At 69.6% G+C, this 15,629-nt stretch carries 14 protein-coding genes; 5 read left to right on the forward strand and 9 right to left on the reverse strand.

From position 1 onward, the window contains the following. Window positions 1-72: 72 nt before the first annotated feature. From EAS64_RS34565 to hrcA, 4 genes are all read right to left on the reverse strand, one after another. A complete protein-coding gene (locus tag EAS64_RS34565; RefSeq protein ID WP_145859891.1) occupies window positions 73-423 on the reverse strand; it encodes a hypothetical protein in 351 nt (116 codons plus the stop codon). 23 nt (window positions 424-446) lie between these two features. Beyond that, on the reverse strand, window positions 447-1,199 hold the full coding sequence (locus EAS64_RS34570) for a 16S rRNA (uracil(1498)-N(3))-methyltransferase (protein ID WP_145859893.1): 753 nt from the start codon (window positions 1,197-1,199) through the stop codon (window positions 447-449). Between the two features lie 97 nt (window positions 1,200-1,296). Then, window positions 1,297-2,478 carry a molecular chaperone DnaJ gene (gene dnaJ / locus EAS64_RS34575; protein WP_145859895.1) on the reverse strand — a complete coding sequence of 394 codons (1,182 nt, stop codon included), beginning with the start codon at window positions 2,476-2,478 and terminating at the stop codon, window positions 1,297-1,299. Continuing rightward, complete coding sequence (hrcA, locus tag EAS64_RS34580; RefSeq protein WP_145860047.1) at window positions 2,478-3,482, reverse strand: heat-inducible transcriptional repressor HrcA; 1,005 nt, start codon at window positions 3,480-3,482, stop codon at window positions 2,478-2,480. The genes dnaJ and hrcA overlap by 1 nt, the downstream gene beginning before the upstream one ends. 155 nt (window positions 3,483-3,637) lie before the next feature. Here hrcA and EAS64_RS34585 point away from each other — a divergent pair, with 155 nt between their 5' ends. Next, window positions 3,638-4,492 carry a DUF3097 domain-containing protein gene (locus EAS64_RS34585; RefSeq protein ID WP_145859896.1) on the forward strand — a complete coding sequence of 285 codons (855 nt, stop codon included), beginning with the start codon at window positions 3,638-3,640 and terminating at the stop codon, window positions 4,490-4,492. A gap of 4 nt (window positions 4,493-4,496) precedes the next feature. Here the strand turns inward: EAS64_RS34585 and hemW are convergent, their stop codons facing one another. Continuing rightward, the gene (hemW, locus tag EAS64_RS34590) at window positions 4,497-5,714 is read right to left on the reverse strand and encodes a radical SAM family heme chaperone HemW (RefSeq protein WP_145859898.1); all 1,218 of its coding nucleotides are present in this window, start codon (window positions 5,712-5,714) and stop codon (window positions 4,497-4,499) included. Window positions 5,715-5,761: 47 nt separating this feature from the next. On the opposite strand from hemW, the gene EAS64_RS45220 reads away from it, so the two are divergent. Further along, window positions 5,762-6,457 (forward strand): DUF1707 and DUF4190 domain-containing protein, encoded by a 696-nt coding sequence (locus tag EAS64_RS45220; RefSeq protein WP_222849814.1) that lies wholly within the window; start codon window positions 5,762-5,764, stop codon window positions 6,455-6,457. A gap of 125 nt (window positions 6,458-6,582) precedes the next feature. Here the strand turns inward: EAS64_RS45220 and lepA are convergent, their stop codons facing one another. After that, on the reverse strand, window positions 6,583-8,547 hold the full coding sequence (gene lepA, locus EAS64_RS34600; RefSeq protein ID WP_145859900.1) for a translation elongation factor 4: 1,965 nt from the start codon (window positions 8,545-8,547) through the stop codon (window positions 6,583-6,585). A 327-nt stretch (window positions 8,548-8,874) separates the two neighbouring features. Between lepA and rpsT the strand changes: the two genes are divergently transcribed. Then, window positions 8,875-9,144 carry a 30S ribosomal protein S20 gene (rpsT, locus tag EAS64_RS34605; protein WP_145859901.1) on the forward strand — a complete coding sequence of 90 codons (270 nt, stop codon included), beginning with the start codon at window positions 8,875-8,877 and terminating at the stop codon, window positions 9,142-9,144. 72 nt (window positions 9,145-9,216) lie between these two features. Here rpsT and holA read toward each other — a convergent pair whose 3' ends face one another. The 3 genes from holA to hflX form a co-directional block, all read right to left on the reverse strand. Continuing rightward, window positions 9,217-10,203, reverse strand: coding sequence for a DNA polymerase III subunit delta (holA, locus tag EAS64_RS34610; RefSeq protein ID WP_222849815.1), 987 nt, complete (start codon window positions 10,201-10,203; stop codon window positions 9,217-9,219). A gap of 166 nt (window positions 10,204-10,369) precedes the next feature. Then, window positions 10,370-11,581 (reverse strand): imidazolonepropionase, encoded by a 1,212-nt coding sequence (gene hutI / locus EAS64_RS34615; protein WP_145860051.1) that lies wholly within the window; start codon window positions 11,579-11,581, stop codon window positions 10,370-10,372. Window positions 11,582-11,935: 354 nt separating this feature from the next. After that, entirely contained in the window at window positions 11,936-13,351 is a 1,416-nt protein-coding gene (hflX, locus tag EAS64_RS34620) for a GTPase HflX (RefSeq protein WP_145859905.1), read from the reverse strand. 258 nt (window positions 13,352-13,609) lie between these two features. Between hflX and EAS64_RS34625 the strand changes: the two genes are divergently transcribed. Together EAS64_RS34625 and EAS64_RS34630 are read left to right on the forward strand one after the other, a co-directional pair. Then, entirely contained in the window at window positions 13,610-15,085 is a 1,476-nt protein-coding gene (locus tag EAS64_RS34625) for an APC family permease (RefSeq protein WP_145859907.1), read from the forward strand. Between the two features lie 260 nt (window positions 15,086-15,345). Beyond that, window positions 15,346-15,624: a hypothetical protein gene (locus EAS64_RS34630; protein ID WP_145859908.1), complete on the forward strand. Its 279-nt coding sequence runs from the start codon at window positions 15,346-15,348 to the stop codon at window positions 15,622-15,624. Window positions 15,625-15,629: the final 5 nt, after the last annotated feature.

A 15,629-nucleotide genomic window follows, 5' to 3' on the forward strand; every position in this document is an offset into this window, starting at 1 on the left:
CGGCTCAGGTACAAAGGGCGCGCAGGCTCCCGGCCCGCTTATGCCAAGCCCGCTCCCGTCCGCGCTGCCGTACTATTCGGCACCGGCCTGCCCGTCCACCGCCCCGTCGAGCACCCCGAGCCCGACGGCGACAGGCACCCCGACCGCGACTGCGACACCGACCGACACGGGGACGTCGACGGCGTCCCCCACCCCCACGAGCTCGCCGACAGCCACCGCAACAACCTCGACGCCGACTTCGACGCCGACGGACAGCTCCTCGTCCACCCCGACGGAGTCGGGCTCGCCCAGCGACAGCTCCAGCCCCTCGGCCACCCCGTCCGACACCACCTCGAGCGGCAGCCTGTCGGCCAACGGCTCATCTGGGCCGACGCCCACCAGCAACCCGACGGCGAGCCCGCCGTCCTCGTAACGCCGGCTCAAATAGCGTGACGCTGAGTGCTGCGCTACCAGCGGGCGGCCCGGGAGAGCAGGATGGCCGCCGCGGCGGCGCCGGCCGTGGAGGTGCGGAGCACGGTGGGGCCGAGACGGGCCTCAATGGCGCCGGCCTCGCGGAGAGCGGCGCGTTCGGCCGGGCTGATGCCGCCCTCCGGGCCGACGACGAGCAGCAGCTCGCCCCGCTCGGGCAGGGGAAGCTCGTGCAGCCTGGATTCGGCGTCCGCCTCAAGGACGATGGCGCGGGCGGCGGCCGCCACGCGCTTCGCGAGAGCGGCTGTCGTGGCCAGTTCGGTTAGCTCGGGAAGCCACGGACGCCTGGACTGCTTGGCCGCCTCGCGCGCGGTGGACCGCCACTTGCCGAGGGCCTTCTCGCCCCGCTCGGCCTGCCACCTGGTGATCGACCGCTCGGCGGACCAGGGAATGATGGCGTCCACGCCGACCTCGGTCATCAGCTCGACGGCCAGCTCGCCCCTGTCGCCCTTGGGCAGCGCCTGGGCCACCGCGAGGCGCGGCTCAGGCGGCGGGACCGTGTGCAGGGCACTGACGGCGAGCGTGACCGAATCCTTGCCAACGCTGGTGACGACGCCTTCGGCCAGGATCCCCGCCCCGTCGGTGACGTCCGCGCGTTCACCCACGCGAAGGCGGCGCACGACGGCCGCATGATGCCCCTCAGGGCCAGTCAAGATGACGACCGGCCCGGTCAGCTCCCCCGCCGCCACAAGAAACAGCGGCGGCCCCGCCGCCGGCACACCCGATTCCATGCCGGCCAGACTAGCTCCGCCAGTGCCAGCGGCAGCACTGACCAAAGCAATGTCGCCCGCTCCGCCACGCAATGAAGAGTCACGCGGCGGGCCAGAGTCAGGCGAACCCGTTCGGAATCAAAGACCGGGATAACCGCCCGTTGAATGCGTCGCGGAGTCTAGAAAAAAAACCTTGCTGCCCAGGCTGGAATTTGCCGGGGGGCTGCTCCTCACCGCGGAGCTTGGCCAGGTCGCGCAGCAGCTTCTCCTGCTCGGCGTCGAGGCGGCTCGGGGTCTCTACGGTGACGTGGATCACTAGGTCGCCGCGGCCGGTGCCGTTGAGGTGCTTGACGCCGAGCCCGTACAGCGGGATGACCTGGCCGGACTGGGTGCCGGGGCGGATGTCCACGTCGTTCGGGCCGTCGAGCGACTCCACGGAGACGGTCGCGCCGAGCGCCGCCGCCACCATCGGGATCGTCAGCGTGCAATGCAGGTCGTCGCCCTGCCGTTCGAAGATCGGGTGCGGGCGCTGCACGACCTCGAGGAACAGGTCGCCGGGCGGGCCGCCGCCCGGGCCCGTCTCGCCCTCGCCCGCGAGCTGAATGTGCGTGCCGTCCTCGACGCCCGCCGGGATCCTGACCTTCATGGTCCGCCTGGTGCGCACCCGGCCGTCGCCGTCGCACTCCGGGCAGGGGCGGGGCAGGATCGTGCCGAAGCCGCCGCAGTTCGGGCAGGCCTGGGTGGTGACCACCTGGCCGAGGAAGGACCGCCGCACCTGGCTGATCTCGCCGCGGCCCGAGCAGACCTGGCAGGTCTCCGGGTGGGTGCCGGGCGCGGTGCCCTCGCCTGAACAGGTCGGGCAGACCACGGCGGTGTCCACAGTGAGCTCGCGGGTCGCGCCGAACGCGCACTCAGACAGGTCGAGCTCGATCCTGATCGTGGCGTTCCTGCCGCGCCGTGCCCTGGACCGCGGGCCGCGGGTGGTGCCCGCGCCCGTCGCGCCGAACACCGCGTCGACGAAGTCGCTGAACGGGAAGCCGGCCGCCGAGCCGAACCCGCCGAAGCCGGCACCCGCGCCCGCCGCGGCGAACGGGTCGCCGCCCAGGTCGTACATCTGGCGCTTCTCGGCGTCACCGAGGACCTCGTAGGCCTGGGTGATCTCCTTGAACTTCTCCTGCGTGTCCGGGTCCGGGTTGACGTCCGGGTGCAGTTCGCGTGCCAGCCGGCGGTACGCGCTCTTGATCTCGGTCTGCGAGGCGTCGCGGCGGACCCCGAGCAGTGCGTAATAGTCCTCAGCCACTATGACTCCCCGAGAATCTGCCCGACGTACCGTGCCACCGCACGCACTGCCCCCATCGTTCCTGGGTAGTCCATCCTCGTCGGCCCGAGCACGCCGAGCTTGGCCACGGCCTGCCCGCCCGCACCGTAGGCGGCGGACACCACCGACGTCCCCTGCAGCCCGGTCTCCGCGCCGATCCTTACGGTCAGGGCGGACGGGCTTGCGGCCTCTCCGAGGAGCCGCATCAGTACCACTTGTTCCTCCAGTGCTTCGAGGACGTCACGAAGCCCCTTGCCAAAGTCGGGGGCGGCCAGGTTGGCGGTGCCGGCGAAGACCACGCGTTCCTCGTGCCGCTCGGCGAGGCTGTCGAGAAGCACGGAGAAGACTGCGCCAGCGTTCGCCCGCTCGGGGACGGGAATGCGGTCCGCGAGGCCGGACACCGTGGCGGCCGCATCGGCAAGCCTATGCCCGTCGAGGCATGCGTTGAGCACCGCACGCAGATGTGCGATCGATTCCGGCTCCGCCGTGTCCGGCAGGTCCACGGCGGCCTGCTCTACCCGGCCGGTGTCGGTGATCAGCACAAGCAGCACCCGCTGGGGCGCGATCGAGACCAGCTCGATGTGCCGCACCGACGACCTGGACAGCGATGGGTACTGGACGACCGCGACCTGCCTGGTCAGCTGGGCGAGCAGGCGCACCGTGCGGGCCACCACCTCGTCCAGGCTGTAGGCGCCTGCCAGGAACGTCTCGATCGCCCGCCGTTCGGCCGCCGACATCGGCTTGACCGACGACAGCCGGTCGACGAACAGCCGGTAGCCCTTGTCGGTCGGAATGCGGCCCGCGCTCGTGTGCGGCTGGGCGATGAAGCCCTGCTCCTCGAGCACGGCCATGTCGTTGCGGATCGTGGCTGGCGACACGTCGAGACCGTGCCTGTCTACCAGCGACTTCGATCCCACCGGCTCGGTGGTGGACACGTAGTCCTCGACAATCGCGCGCAGTACCGCCAGCTTGCGCTCGTCTAGCACCGTGTTCACCTCCTTGGCACTCGCTGTCCCTGAGTGCCAATTCTATTAACTCTTGAGAGCTTCCTGACGGCAAGAACGTTGGAGCGTGCGTTACTCTGCCGTGAGCTACCGGGAGTCACGAGACGAACGAGACTGACGACTAGGAGGCGGCAGCGGTGCGCAGCAGGCAGTACGGACGGGACATCCTCGCACCGGAAAACCGCAGGCCAAAGCCGGGACAAGGCCCGGTTCCCGAGGTCGAGGCGGAGCGCGACCTGGTCGTCGAGGACTTCGAGGGACGGTTCTGCGGCGCGGTCGTCGCGGTCGAGCGCGGGTCGGTGACGCTCGAGGACCGGTTCGGCAAGCGCCGGGTGTTCCCGCTGCCCGGCACGTTCCTGCTCGACGGCAAGCGCGTCACGCTGATCCGGCCGGCGCCGAAGCCGGAGGTCCTCGGCAATGTCGGCCGCCGCACCGCGTCGGGGTCTGTCGCGGCGCCGCAGCAGCGGGCCAAGGTCGCCAGGGCGAGCAGGATCTACGTCGAGGGCAAGCACGACGCTGAGCTCGTAGAGCGGATCTGGGGCGACGACCTGCGCGACGTCGGCGTCGTCGTGGAGTACCTGGAGGGCGTCGACGACCTCGCCGCCATCGTCCGCGATTTCGAGCCGGAAGACGGACGGCGGCTCGGCGTGCTTGTCGACCACCTGGTCGAGGGGTCCAAGGAAAGCAGGATCGCCGCCGCCGTCGGCGACGACCCCAACGTGCTCGTCGTCGGGCACCCGTTCATCGACATCTGGGCCGCGGTCAAGCCCGGCGCCGTGGGCATCAAGGCGTGGCCGGACGTGCCGCGGGGGCTCTCGTGGAAGGAAGGCGTGCTCGCCCGGCTCGGCTGGCCGCACGAGTCGCAGGCCGACGTCGCCGCCGCGTGGCGCCGCATCCTGCGTTCAGTCGGCAGCTACGCGGACCTGGAGCCGGAGCTGCTCGGCCGGGTCGAGGAGCTGATCGACTTCGTGACCGCGCCGGACGGCGAGTAGCCGCCTACGTCAGGTCGCGGATCACCGCGTCGGCGAGGAGGCGGCCGCGCAGCGTCAGCACGAGCCTGCCGGATTCGTAGGCGGCGCGGTCGATGAGGGAGTCATCGAGCAACCGTTCGGTGTTATCCAGGGCAGTCGCGGTGAGGAGGGAGAGCGGCAGGCCCTCGGCGAGCCGGGCGCGGAGCATTATCTCCTCCATCTTCTGCTCGGCGGCGGTCAGCCGCTCGCGGGCCGCGGCGGGCGAGTTGCCCGCGGCCAGCCGCTGCGCGTAGGCAGACGGGTGCTTCACGTTCCACCAGCGGACGCCGCCCACGTGGCTGTGCGCGCCGGGGCCGAAGCCCCACCAGTCGCCGCCGGTCCAGTAGAGCATGTTGTGACGGCAGTGACCCTTGTCACTCGTCGCCCAGTTGGACAGCTCGTACCAGGTGAAGCCGGCCGCGCCGAGCAACTCGTCGGCCAGCTGGTAGCGGTCGGCCATCGCGTCGTCGTCCGGCGGGCTGATCTCGCCCCTGCGCACCTTGGCCGCGAGCCGCGTGCCCTCCTCGACGATCAGCGCGTACGCCGAAATGTGGTCCGGGCCCGCGTCGACGGCGGCGGTCAGCGACCGTCGCCAGTCGTCGTCGCTCTCCCCCGGCGTGCCGTAGATCAGGTCGAGGCTGACGTGCTCGAAGCCCGCCTCGCGGGCCCAGCGCACGCAATCGACCGGCCTGCCCGGCTGATGTTCGCGGTCGAGGACCCGCAGCACGTGCGGAACCGCGCTTTGCATACCGAACGAGAGCCTGGTGACCCCGTTCGCGCGCAGCGATTCCAGTTCGGCCGGGCCGACCGTTTCCGGGTTCGCCTCCACGGTGACTTCCGCGTCGCCCGCCAGGCCGAAGGTATCGTCAATTTTCCTGACAATTCCGCCGATCGCGTCCGGCGCGAGCAGGGTTGGCGTTCCGCCGCCGAAGAAGATGGCGCTGACGCGGTTGGCCGTTGACGGCAGCACTGTGACTGCCAGATCGACTTCCTGGGAGATCAGGGCCGGATAGGCGGCCTGGCTCGCGCCGCCGCCGAGCTCGGCGGCGGTGTAGGTGTTGAAATCGCAATAGCCGCAGCGAGTGCGGCAGAATGGCACGTGTACGTAAACGCCGAACGGGGGATGACCGAATCCTTGGATCGCGCTTGGTGGCAGAGATCCGTCATCGGGAACCGGTTCACCATCCGGCAGCGTTCTTGGCATAGAGCCGAGGATAAGCTGTAGTCGGAACAATGCGGCGGGAGGTACTGGTGACTTCAGATCCGGGGCCTAGTTCTAACGACGTGCCGTTGCCGCCAACGACGCCGCTGACGACGCCTATGCAGCCGCACCAGCCGCATCAGCCGCCGCCCCAGTCGCCGCAGCCTCCGCCTCAGACGCCGCACCCGCCGGCCGCCCGGGCCGGATACGGCCCGCCGTCCTACGGGCCAGCGCCGTACAGCGGCCCTCCTGTCTACCCGCCCTACCCGTACGGCCCGCACGCGCGCTACGTGCAGCCGGGCATGCTCGCCGCTGCCGCCGACAGGGAGCGGACCATGGACGTGCTCAAGGCCGGCTTCATGGAGGGACGGCTGACCAAGGGTGAGTTCGACGAGCGGTCGGCACGGGCGCTGACGGCGCGGACCTACGGCGACCTGAACATGGTGGTCGCCGACCTGCCCGCCGGCCCCGGCGCCCCGGCCGCCCAGGTGATGCCGTACCAGCAGGCGTACTACTCGCCGATCATGATCCAGCGCACCAACGGCTTCGCGATCGGCTCGCTTGTCTGCGGCATCGTGCCGTTCTTCGGCGGCATCCCCGCTATCATCCTCGGCCACGTGGCGCGCGGGCAGATCAGGCGGAGCGGGGACCGCGGCGACGGCATGGCCATCGCCGGCCTCGTCCTCGGCTACCTGTGGGTCTCGCTTTGGGTGCTAATCCTCTTGTTCGGGATAGCGCACAGCTAGCTAGCGCGCGATGCAAAGGGCGCCATCGTATCGCGCGCTAGCTAGCTGAGTATCTCCCGGGGGGACGACCCCCCGTACCCCCCGATGTCCGGCCTTACGGCCGGACGAGGGCTGGAGAGCTGATGCTATTTCGAGGTCTTGTCTGGCTGGGTGGTGGACAGGGCGGCCACGAAGGCTTCCTGGGGGACCTCGACGCGGCCGATGGTCTTCATCCGCTTCTTGCCTTCCTTCTGCTTCTCAAGCAGCTTGCGCTTGCGGGTGATGTCACCGCCGTAGCACTTGGCCAGGACGTCCTTGCGGAGCGCGCGGATGTTCTCCCTGGCGATGATCCGTGATCCCACCGCCGCCTGGATCGGCACCTCGAACTGCTGCCTCGGGATGAGCTCCTTGAGCTTGGCCGTCATCGACAGGCCGTACTCGCGGGCGCTGTCCGCGTGCACGATCTGGCTGAACGCGTCCACCGGCTGGCCCTGGAGCAGGATGTCCACCTTGACGAGGTTGGCGACCTGCTCGCCGTCCGGCTCGTAGTCGAGGCTCGCGTAGCCCCTGGTCCGGGACTTGAGCTGGTCGAAGAAGTCGAAGATGATCTCCGCGAGCGGCATCGTGTAACGGATCTCGACCCGGTCGGTGGACAGGTAGTCCATGCCCTTGAGAATGCCGCGCCGCGACTGGCACAGCTCCATGATCGTGCCGATGTAGTCGGACGGCGAGATGATCGTGACCCTAACGATGGGCTCGTAGACTTCCTTGATCTTGCCGCCGGTGTTGCCCTTGGGCCCTTGCGGTGCGCCGAAGCCGTCGATGCCGCCGGGGAAGTCGCTCGGGTTGGTCACCTTGAGCTCAAGGCCGCTTTCCATGACGACGCGGTAGACGACGTTCGGCGCGGTGGAGATGAGGCTCAGGTCGAACTCGCGCTCGAGCCGCTCCCTGACGATCTCCATGTGCAGCAGGCCGAGGAAGCCGCAGCGGAAGCCGAAGCCGAGCGCGGTGCTCGTCTCGGGCTCGTAGACCAGCGCCGCATCGTTGAGTTGCAGCTTGTCCAGGGCGTCGCGCAGCTCCGGGTACTCGTCTCCGTCGACCGGGTAGAGGCCGGAGAAGACCATCGGCTTGGGGTGGTCGTAGCCGGCCAGCGGTTCGCTTGCTTTATTGCTTGTCGTGGTGATCGTGTCGCCGACGCGGGCCTGGCGGACGTCCTTAACGCCGGAGATGAAATAGCCCACCTCGCCGGCGCCGAGGCCGTCGGACGGTATCGGCTCAGGGCTGATCACGCCGAGTTCCAGGGTCTCGTGGACGGCCTGGGTGGACATCATCAGCATCCGCTCACGCCTGGAAAACTTGCCGTCGACGACGCGCACGTAGGAGACGACGCCCCGGTAGGTGTCGTAGACGGAGTCGAAGATAAGCGCGCGGGCCGGGGCATTGGGGTCGCCCGTGGGGTGCGGGATCTGCTCGACGATGGTGTCGAGCAGCTCCTTGACGCCCTCCCCGGTCTTCGCGGAGACCTTGAGCACCTCGCTCGGATCGCAGCCGATGATGGCGCTCAGCTCCTGCGCGTAGCGCTCGGGCTGCGCGGCTGGCAGGTCGATCTTGTTGAGCACCGGGATGATCTTGAGGTCCGCGTTGATGGCCAGGTAGAGGTTGGCCAGCGTCTGCGCCTCGATGCCCTGGGCGGCGTCGACGAGGAGGACGGCGCCCTCGCAGGCTTCAAGTGACCTGCTCACCTCGTAGGTGAAGTCGACGTGGCCGGGGGTGTCGATCATGTTCAGGACGTGGTGGACGCCGTCCTTCTGCCAGGGCAGCCGCACCGCCTGGCTTTTGATCGTGATGCCGCGCTCGCGCTCGATGTCCATCCGGTCCAGGTACTGCGCGCGCATCTGCCTGGCGTCCACGATCCCGGTCAGCTGCAGCATCCGGTCGGCAAGCGTTGACTTGCCGTGGTCGATGTGAGCGATGATGCAGAAGTTGCGGATCACGGCCTGGTCGGTGCTGGCCGGTGCCGGGGCCTTGGCGGTGCTGGCCAGCGCCGGGGCCTTGCCCTGGGCCTTGGCCTGCTCCTTGGCCTGGTCCTTGGCCGGGACCGGATCGCTCATTGCCACCATGCTTCCATGAACGTGCGAGTTTGCTGCCTACTGCGCGGGGTGGGCGGGACCTTCGCGGGGCGTTGCCTGGCACGCGGGTGTCCTCCATGATCAGGGTACAGTGACCCAGGCGCGGTCCTCGCGCGATGCTCCCGGGTACCGACGGTGAAAGCGGCAGCCGCCATTCGTCGTGCCTGGATGCATGGGTTGGTTTGAGGTAGCGGCGCGGCTTCGGCTATCCTTCATGTTCGCGCCCACTTCTCATGCTGCCGCTCCGGGCGGGCAGGCCGTTCCCTGGGCGGGCAAGCAGACTTCAGAACCGATAAAGGACGTATTCGCGTGGCGAACATCAAGTCGCAGATCAAGCGCATCAAGACGAACGAGAAGGCGCACCAGCGCAACAAGGCCGTCAAGTCCGAGCTCCGCACCCACGTGCGCAAGTTCCGCGAGGCCGTTGACTCGGGCAACGTCGAGGCCGCGACCGACGCGATGCGCGTCGCGTCCCGCAAGCTCGACAAGGCCGTGTCCAAGGGCGTCATCCACAAGAACCAGGCCGCGAACCGCAAGTCGGCGATCGCCAAGCGGCTCGCCGAGCTGGCTGCGGCCTAAGCTCTCGCTTCCCCGCCACGCCGGGCGCCTGATGGCGACCCGGCGTTTTGGCGTGCCCGTGTACGGCTGCGCTCAGCGCGTGGCGGCGCGGTAGGCGACTATCTGGCGGACGGCACGTTCCAGCGCGTATTCGGGGCTGACGCCGCCGCCCTTGACCTGGGCATCGGCCTCGGCGACCGCCTGCAGGGCCCTCGCCACGCCGTCCGGGTGCCAGCCGCGCAGCTGCTGGCGGATCCTGTCGATCTTCCACGGCGGCGCGCCGACCTCGGCGGCCAGGGCGTTCGGGTTGGCATTGCGCGACGCGGCGCCGACCCGGCCGAGCAGCCGCACTCCGGTGGCGAGCGCGCTGGTGATCAGGACCGGGGCGGTGCCCGTGGACAGCGCCCAGCGGAGCTGCTCAAGCGCCTCGTTGAGCCGGCCCTCGACGGCGTGGTCGGCCACGCTGAAGCCGGTCGCCTCCGCGCGGCCGCGGTAATACCTGGCGACGGTGGCCGCGCCGATCCTGCCCTCGGTGTCCGAGGCGAGCTGGCTGACGGCGCTGGCGAGCTCGCGCAGGTCACCGCCGACCGAGTCGAGCAGGGCGCGGACCGCCTCTGAGTCGGCCTGGCGGCCGGCCCGCTTGAACTCGGCGCGGACGAAGTCCGTCCGCTCGCTCGGCCGGGTCAGCTTCGGGCAGTCAACCTGCCGCGCGCCGGCCTTGGCCAGGTCGGTGACGAGCGCCTTGTTCTTCGCGCCGCCCGCGTGCGTGATGATGACGGCCGCGTCGGGCGCCGGGCTGGCGGCGTACTTGGTCAGGTCGGCGGCGATCTCCTTGGCGGCGTGCTGCGCGTTCCTGACGATCACGGTCGCCCCGCCGCCGAACAGGCTCGGCGAGGTCAGCGACGCCAGCTCTCCGTGGCCCAGTGCGGACGCCTCCAGGTCGTGCAGGTCGCCGCCCTCACTGCCGCCTGCGGACTCCGCGAGCGCGGCCCTGGCCTGAGCCAGCGCCTCCCGCACCGCCCGGTCGACGAGAAACTCTTCCTCGCCCACGACAAGCGTGACCGGCACCAGATTCGCCATGCCAGCAAGCATGCCACGCCCCCGGGATGCGGCGCGCCGACGACCGCAACGCAAGACAGTGGACGTCTGGGTACACGGGGATGTACCCAAACGTCCACTGTCTTCGCCGAACCGAGGATTGCCGCGGCTGTAGCGCAAGATGATGGATAGCGGGAAAGAGAATCGGTCAGAGAGCGACCGGGTCGCCGCCGCGCCAGACTCGGCGGGGGGACAGGCCGTAGTTCCAGGCGAAGGCGCCCTCGTGATCGGCGTCCCAGAGGACGATGTCGGCGAGGCGGCCGCGGACCATGGCGCCGCGGTCCGGGGCGCGCAGGGCGTAGGCGCCGCCCAGGGTGGCGGCGCGCAGCGCCTCGGCGATGGACATGCCGAGGTAGTTGACGGCCAGGCTGATGACCAGGGGCATCGAGGTGATGCCGACGCCGCCCGGCGTGTGGTCGGAGCCGAGCGCGACGGGTACGCCCTTGTCGAGCAGGGCGCGGACCGGCGGGCGGGTGCCCGCCTGAAGCGCGGAGCCCGGGGTGACGACGGCGGCCACACCGCCGCGGGACAGCGCCGCGACGTCTTCGTCGGTCGCCGCGTGCAGCAGGTCGGCCGACGCGCAGCCGAGCTCGGCGGCGACACGCGCCGCGCCGCCGCGGTGGTTGCCCGAGGCGTGCATCCGGGGCAGCAGCCCCGCGCGGCGGCCCGCGTTGAGAATCCAGCGGGCCTCTTCCTCGGTGAACCTGCCGTCCTCGCAGTTGACGTCGACGCTGTTGGCGCCCACGGCCGCGGCGTCCGCGCACCACGAGCAGACCGCGTCGATGTAGTCGCTGCGGCGGCCGAAGTACTCGGGCGGCACCGTCTGCGCCGCGTAGAACGTGACGTGCACCCGGGGCATGCCCTGCTCGTTCTCGAGCGAGCGGAGCATCCGCACGTCGGCGAGCTCGCCGTCCCTGGTGAGGTGGTAGCCGGTCTTGGCCTCGATCGTCGTGGTCCCCGACTGCAGCCAGCAGGCTAGCCGCTCCCTGACGTGATTGCACAGCGTCCAGGGGTCGGTGCCCCTCGTCACGGTGATCGTGGAGGAGATGCCGCCGCCCGCCGCGGAGATCTCCGCGTCCGACAGGCCGGTGGACCGCATGGCGAGTTCCGCGTAGCGGTTGCCCGCGTAGACGGGGTGCGTGTGCGCGTCGATCAGGCCGGGCGTCACCAGGCCGCCGCCCAGGTTCTCCACCAGGTCCACGTCGACGATGTCGTCGACGACGCCGGGAACGCTGCGCGGCAGCTCGGCGGACGGCCCTACCCAGGCGATGCGGTCGTCGCTGATCAAGATGGCGGCGTTGCTGATGATCTCGGACCCGGTCCACAGCCGGCCGATGCTGGTAAGCAGCCGGGCGGTCACGGGGTCACCCACCCGTACCGGGAACCACGAGGGAAGGTTCCTGCCATCATGAGCGGCCACCTGCCATGCGAGGAGTAAGACGTCGGCGCTGACCGTAACTACGGGCAGACGGACCGCACGCCGGTGTGATTGGCACCGAGTTGCGCGATCCGTCTTACATATCGGTTCCGTCACGGTATTGCACCAAAGGGGTCCCTTACAAGCCCTTTCGTGAAAACCGGAGGTAACCCTTATCTACTCACTGGTAACCTGCGGGCCGCCCTGCGGGAGGCAATCGTTCGCCTCCCGCGGAGCAGCCAACCACACCCCCACCGGGCAGTATGGGGGGTCGTCCCCCCGGGAGAATGCCGCCTGCTAGGCCACTGCGAAGCGCTGCAACTCGGCGGCGAGCTCCGGTGGAACCCTGGCCTCGAGGAAGGTCCCGTCCGGCCCGTGCTCGGTCCTTGTCACCTCGCCTGCCTCGTGCGCCCGCGCCACCAGGTCGCCCCGGCTGTAGGGGACGCTCACCCGGACCACGTGGTCGCGATCGGGCAGCCCCTCCTCGATCACCGCGCGCAGACCGTCGAGGCCCTCGCCGGTCTTCGCCGAGACGAGCACGCAGTTCCGCTCGCGGAGCTGGAGCGCCTTGAGCGCCACCGGGTCCGCATCGTCGATCTTGTTGATCACAACGAGCTCCGGCACGTTCTGCGCGCCGATCTCCGCGAGAACCTCGCGCACGGCCACCAGCTGCGCCTGCGGGTCGGCGTCTGAGCCGTCGACCACGTGCAGGATCAGGTCGGCGTCCTTCGCCTCCTCCAGGGTGGACCTGAAGGCGTCCACCAGCTGGTGTGGCAGGTGCCTGACGAACCCGACCGTGTCAGTCAGCGTGAACGGCCGGCCGCCCGGGGTCTTCGCCCGGCGCACAGACGGGTCGAGGGTGGCGAATAGCGCGTCCTCCACCAGCACGCCCGCACCGGTCAGCGCGTTGAGCAGGCTGGACTTGCCCGCGTTGGTGTAGCCGGCGATGACTACGGAAGGGACGGCGTGCCTGCGTCGTTGGCCGCGCTGCACCTCCCGGCCGATCTTGAAGCCGGCGATCTCGCCGCGCAGCCTCGAGATCCGCGTCCTGATCCGCCGCCGATCGGTCTCGATCTTGGTCTCACCGGGACCGCGGGTGCCGATGCCGCCGCCGCCGGCCACCCGGCCGCCGGCCTGCCTGGACATCGACTCACCCCAGCCGCGCAGTCGCGGCAGCATGTACTGGAGCTGAGCGAGCTCTACCTGGGCCTTGCCCTCGCGGCTCTTCGCGTGCTGTGCGAAGATGTCGAGGATCAGCGCGGTCCTGTCGATCACCTTGACCTTGACCACGCCCTCAAGGCGGCGCAGCTGGCTGGGGCTGAGCTCACCGTCGCAGATCACGGTGTCGGCTCCGGTCGCGGACACGATGCCGGCGAGCTCGCTCGCCTTGCCCGCGCCCACATAGGTGGCCGGGTCGACCCGGCCGCGGCGCTGGATCAGTCCGTCGAGCACGACAGAGCCAGCGGTCTCGGCGAGCCGGCTCAGTTCGAGCAGCGAGTTCTCCGCGCTCTCCTGGGTGCCTTCCGTCCAGACCCCGATCAGCACCACGCGCTCCAGGCGCAGGGTACGGTACTCGACCTCGGTGATGTCGGTGAGTTCCGTGGAGAGCCCCGCGACGCGGCGCAGCGCGTGCCGGTCCTCGAGGTCATAGTCGCCCGTGGCATTGTTCAGATCGCCGGCGGTGCCGAACCGCTCACCGAAGGTTGTCCTCATCGTCCTCCAAGCTCGTGTGCGTTCCCTCGATGGTGCCACCAGGAAGGGAACCCGTCACCCTATTAACACCGCGGCGGGCCCGGATGTGCCCGCGTATTCGCTTTCATCGCCTTGACGCGGCGATTGCGGCAGCGGGAGTCGGGATGATCTTGTTCGTAGCCCTTGGGCCCGGAGGCGACTCCCGTCACATTTCCCCCTTCCCGTATCGGGATTTGTCACGCAAACTGCTGTTAGCGATCACGCTTCCCGGAGGTAGCGATGGCAACGGCCCCAGTCCAGAAGGACTCCGCGACCAAACCGGGGCTCAAGCGCTCCCTTAATGTCTGGCAGGCGGTGGGCCTGTCGCTCGCGCTGATGGCGCCGTCGATGGCGGCGAACATCAACCCGCAGGGCGCGGCGGGGGCGGGACGGGCGGTGCCGCTCGCGTTCCTGATCGCGGCGGTCGGCGTGCTGTTCGTGGCCTACACGTTCGTCCGGCTGTGCCAGTACTACCAGCACGCCGGGTCGGTGTACGCGTTCGTCGGCGCGACACTCGGGCCGCGGACCGGGGTGATCGCGGGCTGGGGACTCGCCGGGACCTACGTGTTCTACGCGGTGACGACGGCGGGCGCGGCCGGGATCTTCGCCGCCCAGCTGCTCGACTCGCTCGGCGTCTGGACGAACCAGCCGGCCTGGGCGCCGATCCTGTTCGTCGGCGTGGCGCTCGCGCTCGCGCTGGTGCTCGCCGCGCTGCCCGCACGCGGCGGCACCAACGTGCTGCTGATCGTGGAGGTGTGCACGGTCGCGCTGATCCTGATCGTCACCGTGGTGGTGCTCGTCAAGCTGCTGTCGCACACCGCTCCCGGCGGGTCGACGTTCACCTGGTCGGTGTTCGACCCGGATCCGAGCTCGTCGGTGTCGGCGCTGTTCCTCGGCGTGGTCTTCGGATTCCTGTCGTTCGCCGGGTTCGAGGCGTCCGCGACGCTCGGCGAGGAGGCGCACCGCCCGAAGCGGGACATCCCGCGGGCCATCCTGGGCGTGGCGATCTTCGGCGGCATCTACTTCGTGGTCGTCACCGCCGTGGAGGTGATGGGCTTCGGCACCTCGGCCAAGGGGCTGACCGCGTTCGCGTCGTCGGGGTCGCTGCTCGGCGACCTCGGTTCTTCCTACATCGGCTCCTGGGTCGGCGACCTGATCACCGCGGGCACCACCGTCTCCGCCTTCGGCTGCTGCCTGGCCTGCGTGGTCGGCGCGTCACGGCTGTTCTACGCCATGTCGCGAGACTCCTTCGGCGAGCGGCACATCGGCGCGGCGCACAGCCGGTGGGGCACCCCCGCCTACGCGACCGGCCTCGTGACGGTCATGGCCGTCATCATCTACGTGGTCTACGTCGCGGTGTCGACGCAGCCGTCGTCCGTGGCGCACAACGCGTTCCTCTGGTCAGGGACGATCGGCACGCTGATCCTGCTCGTGGTCTACGTGCTCGCCGTCATCGGCATGACGCTGCTGGTGTTCGTGCAGCGGGCGATGCCTTCGGTGCCGATGTGGCAGGTGATCATTCCGATCGCCGGGCTCGTCGTCCTCGGCTACACGATCTACCGGAACGTGTGGCCGTACCCGAGCGGCGACTTCGCCTGGTTCCCGATCGTGGCCGGCGTCTGGCTGGCGGTGGCGGTGCTCGCCGTGCTCTTCGCGTCCGGCATGGCGCGGCGGCTCGGCAGCGCGCTGATGTCCCGCGAGGGCATCGGTAATTAACTCCGTTCAACGGCGCCGGTTTGGGATGCCTTGACGCCTGGCGCGCGTTATCCTTTCGTGACGGTGGCCGTCCGCCGATACCGGCGTCGGGGGCAGTGCCACCCAGTCACACCGTGCTTTGACGGCCTGGACTCGTCCATGGCCGCCTAAGCCGTTCGTTTTCGAACGGCCTTTCTACGTTTTCAGACAGGTTACACACGACTTTCTTACGGCTTCGACAGCGTCGCGGGCGGCGTCGCGGGCAAGGGCAGGGAATGGGCATGAGGGAGCGAACTGACTGGCTGGATGGCCGCGTCGACTCGGCGGACGCGCGGTTTCTCATGGTGACGGCGATTACCCACCATCGGTTCAGCTCCCCGATCTGGGGCGCACGCGAGGTGCGCAAGCTACACGCCGAACTCGCCGAGATCGCCAGGCACGCGGGCGAGATCCTCAGAGAGCACCAGGTCACCGCAGGCAAGAAGGCCGGCTGGCGGGAGCGGATGCGGCAGCGGCCGCGGCCGCAGTACCGCGGCATCTTCGGCGCTCCCGCCTGGTAAGACCG

Origin of the sequence: Trebonia kvetii (genome assembly GCF_007827045.1) — a bacterium.
In the GTDB taxonomy this organism is placed as follows: domain Bacteria; phylum Actinomycetota; class Actinomycetes; order Streptosporangiales; family Streptosporangiaceae; genus Trebonia; species Trebonia kvetii.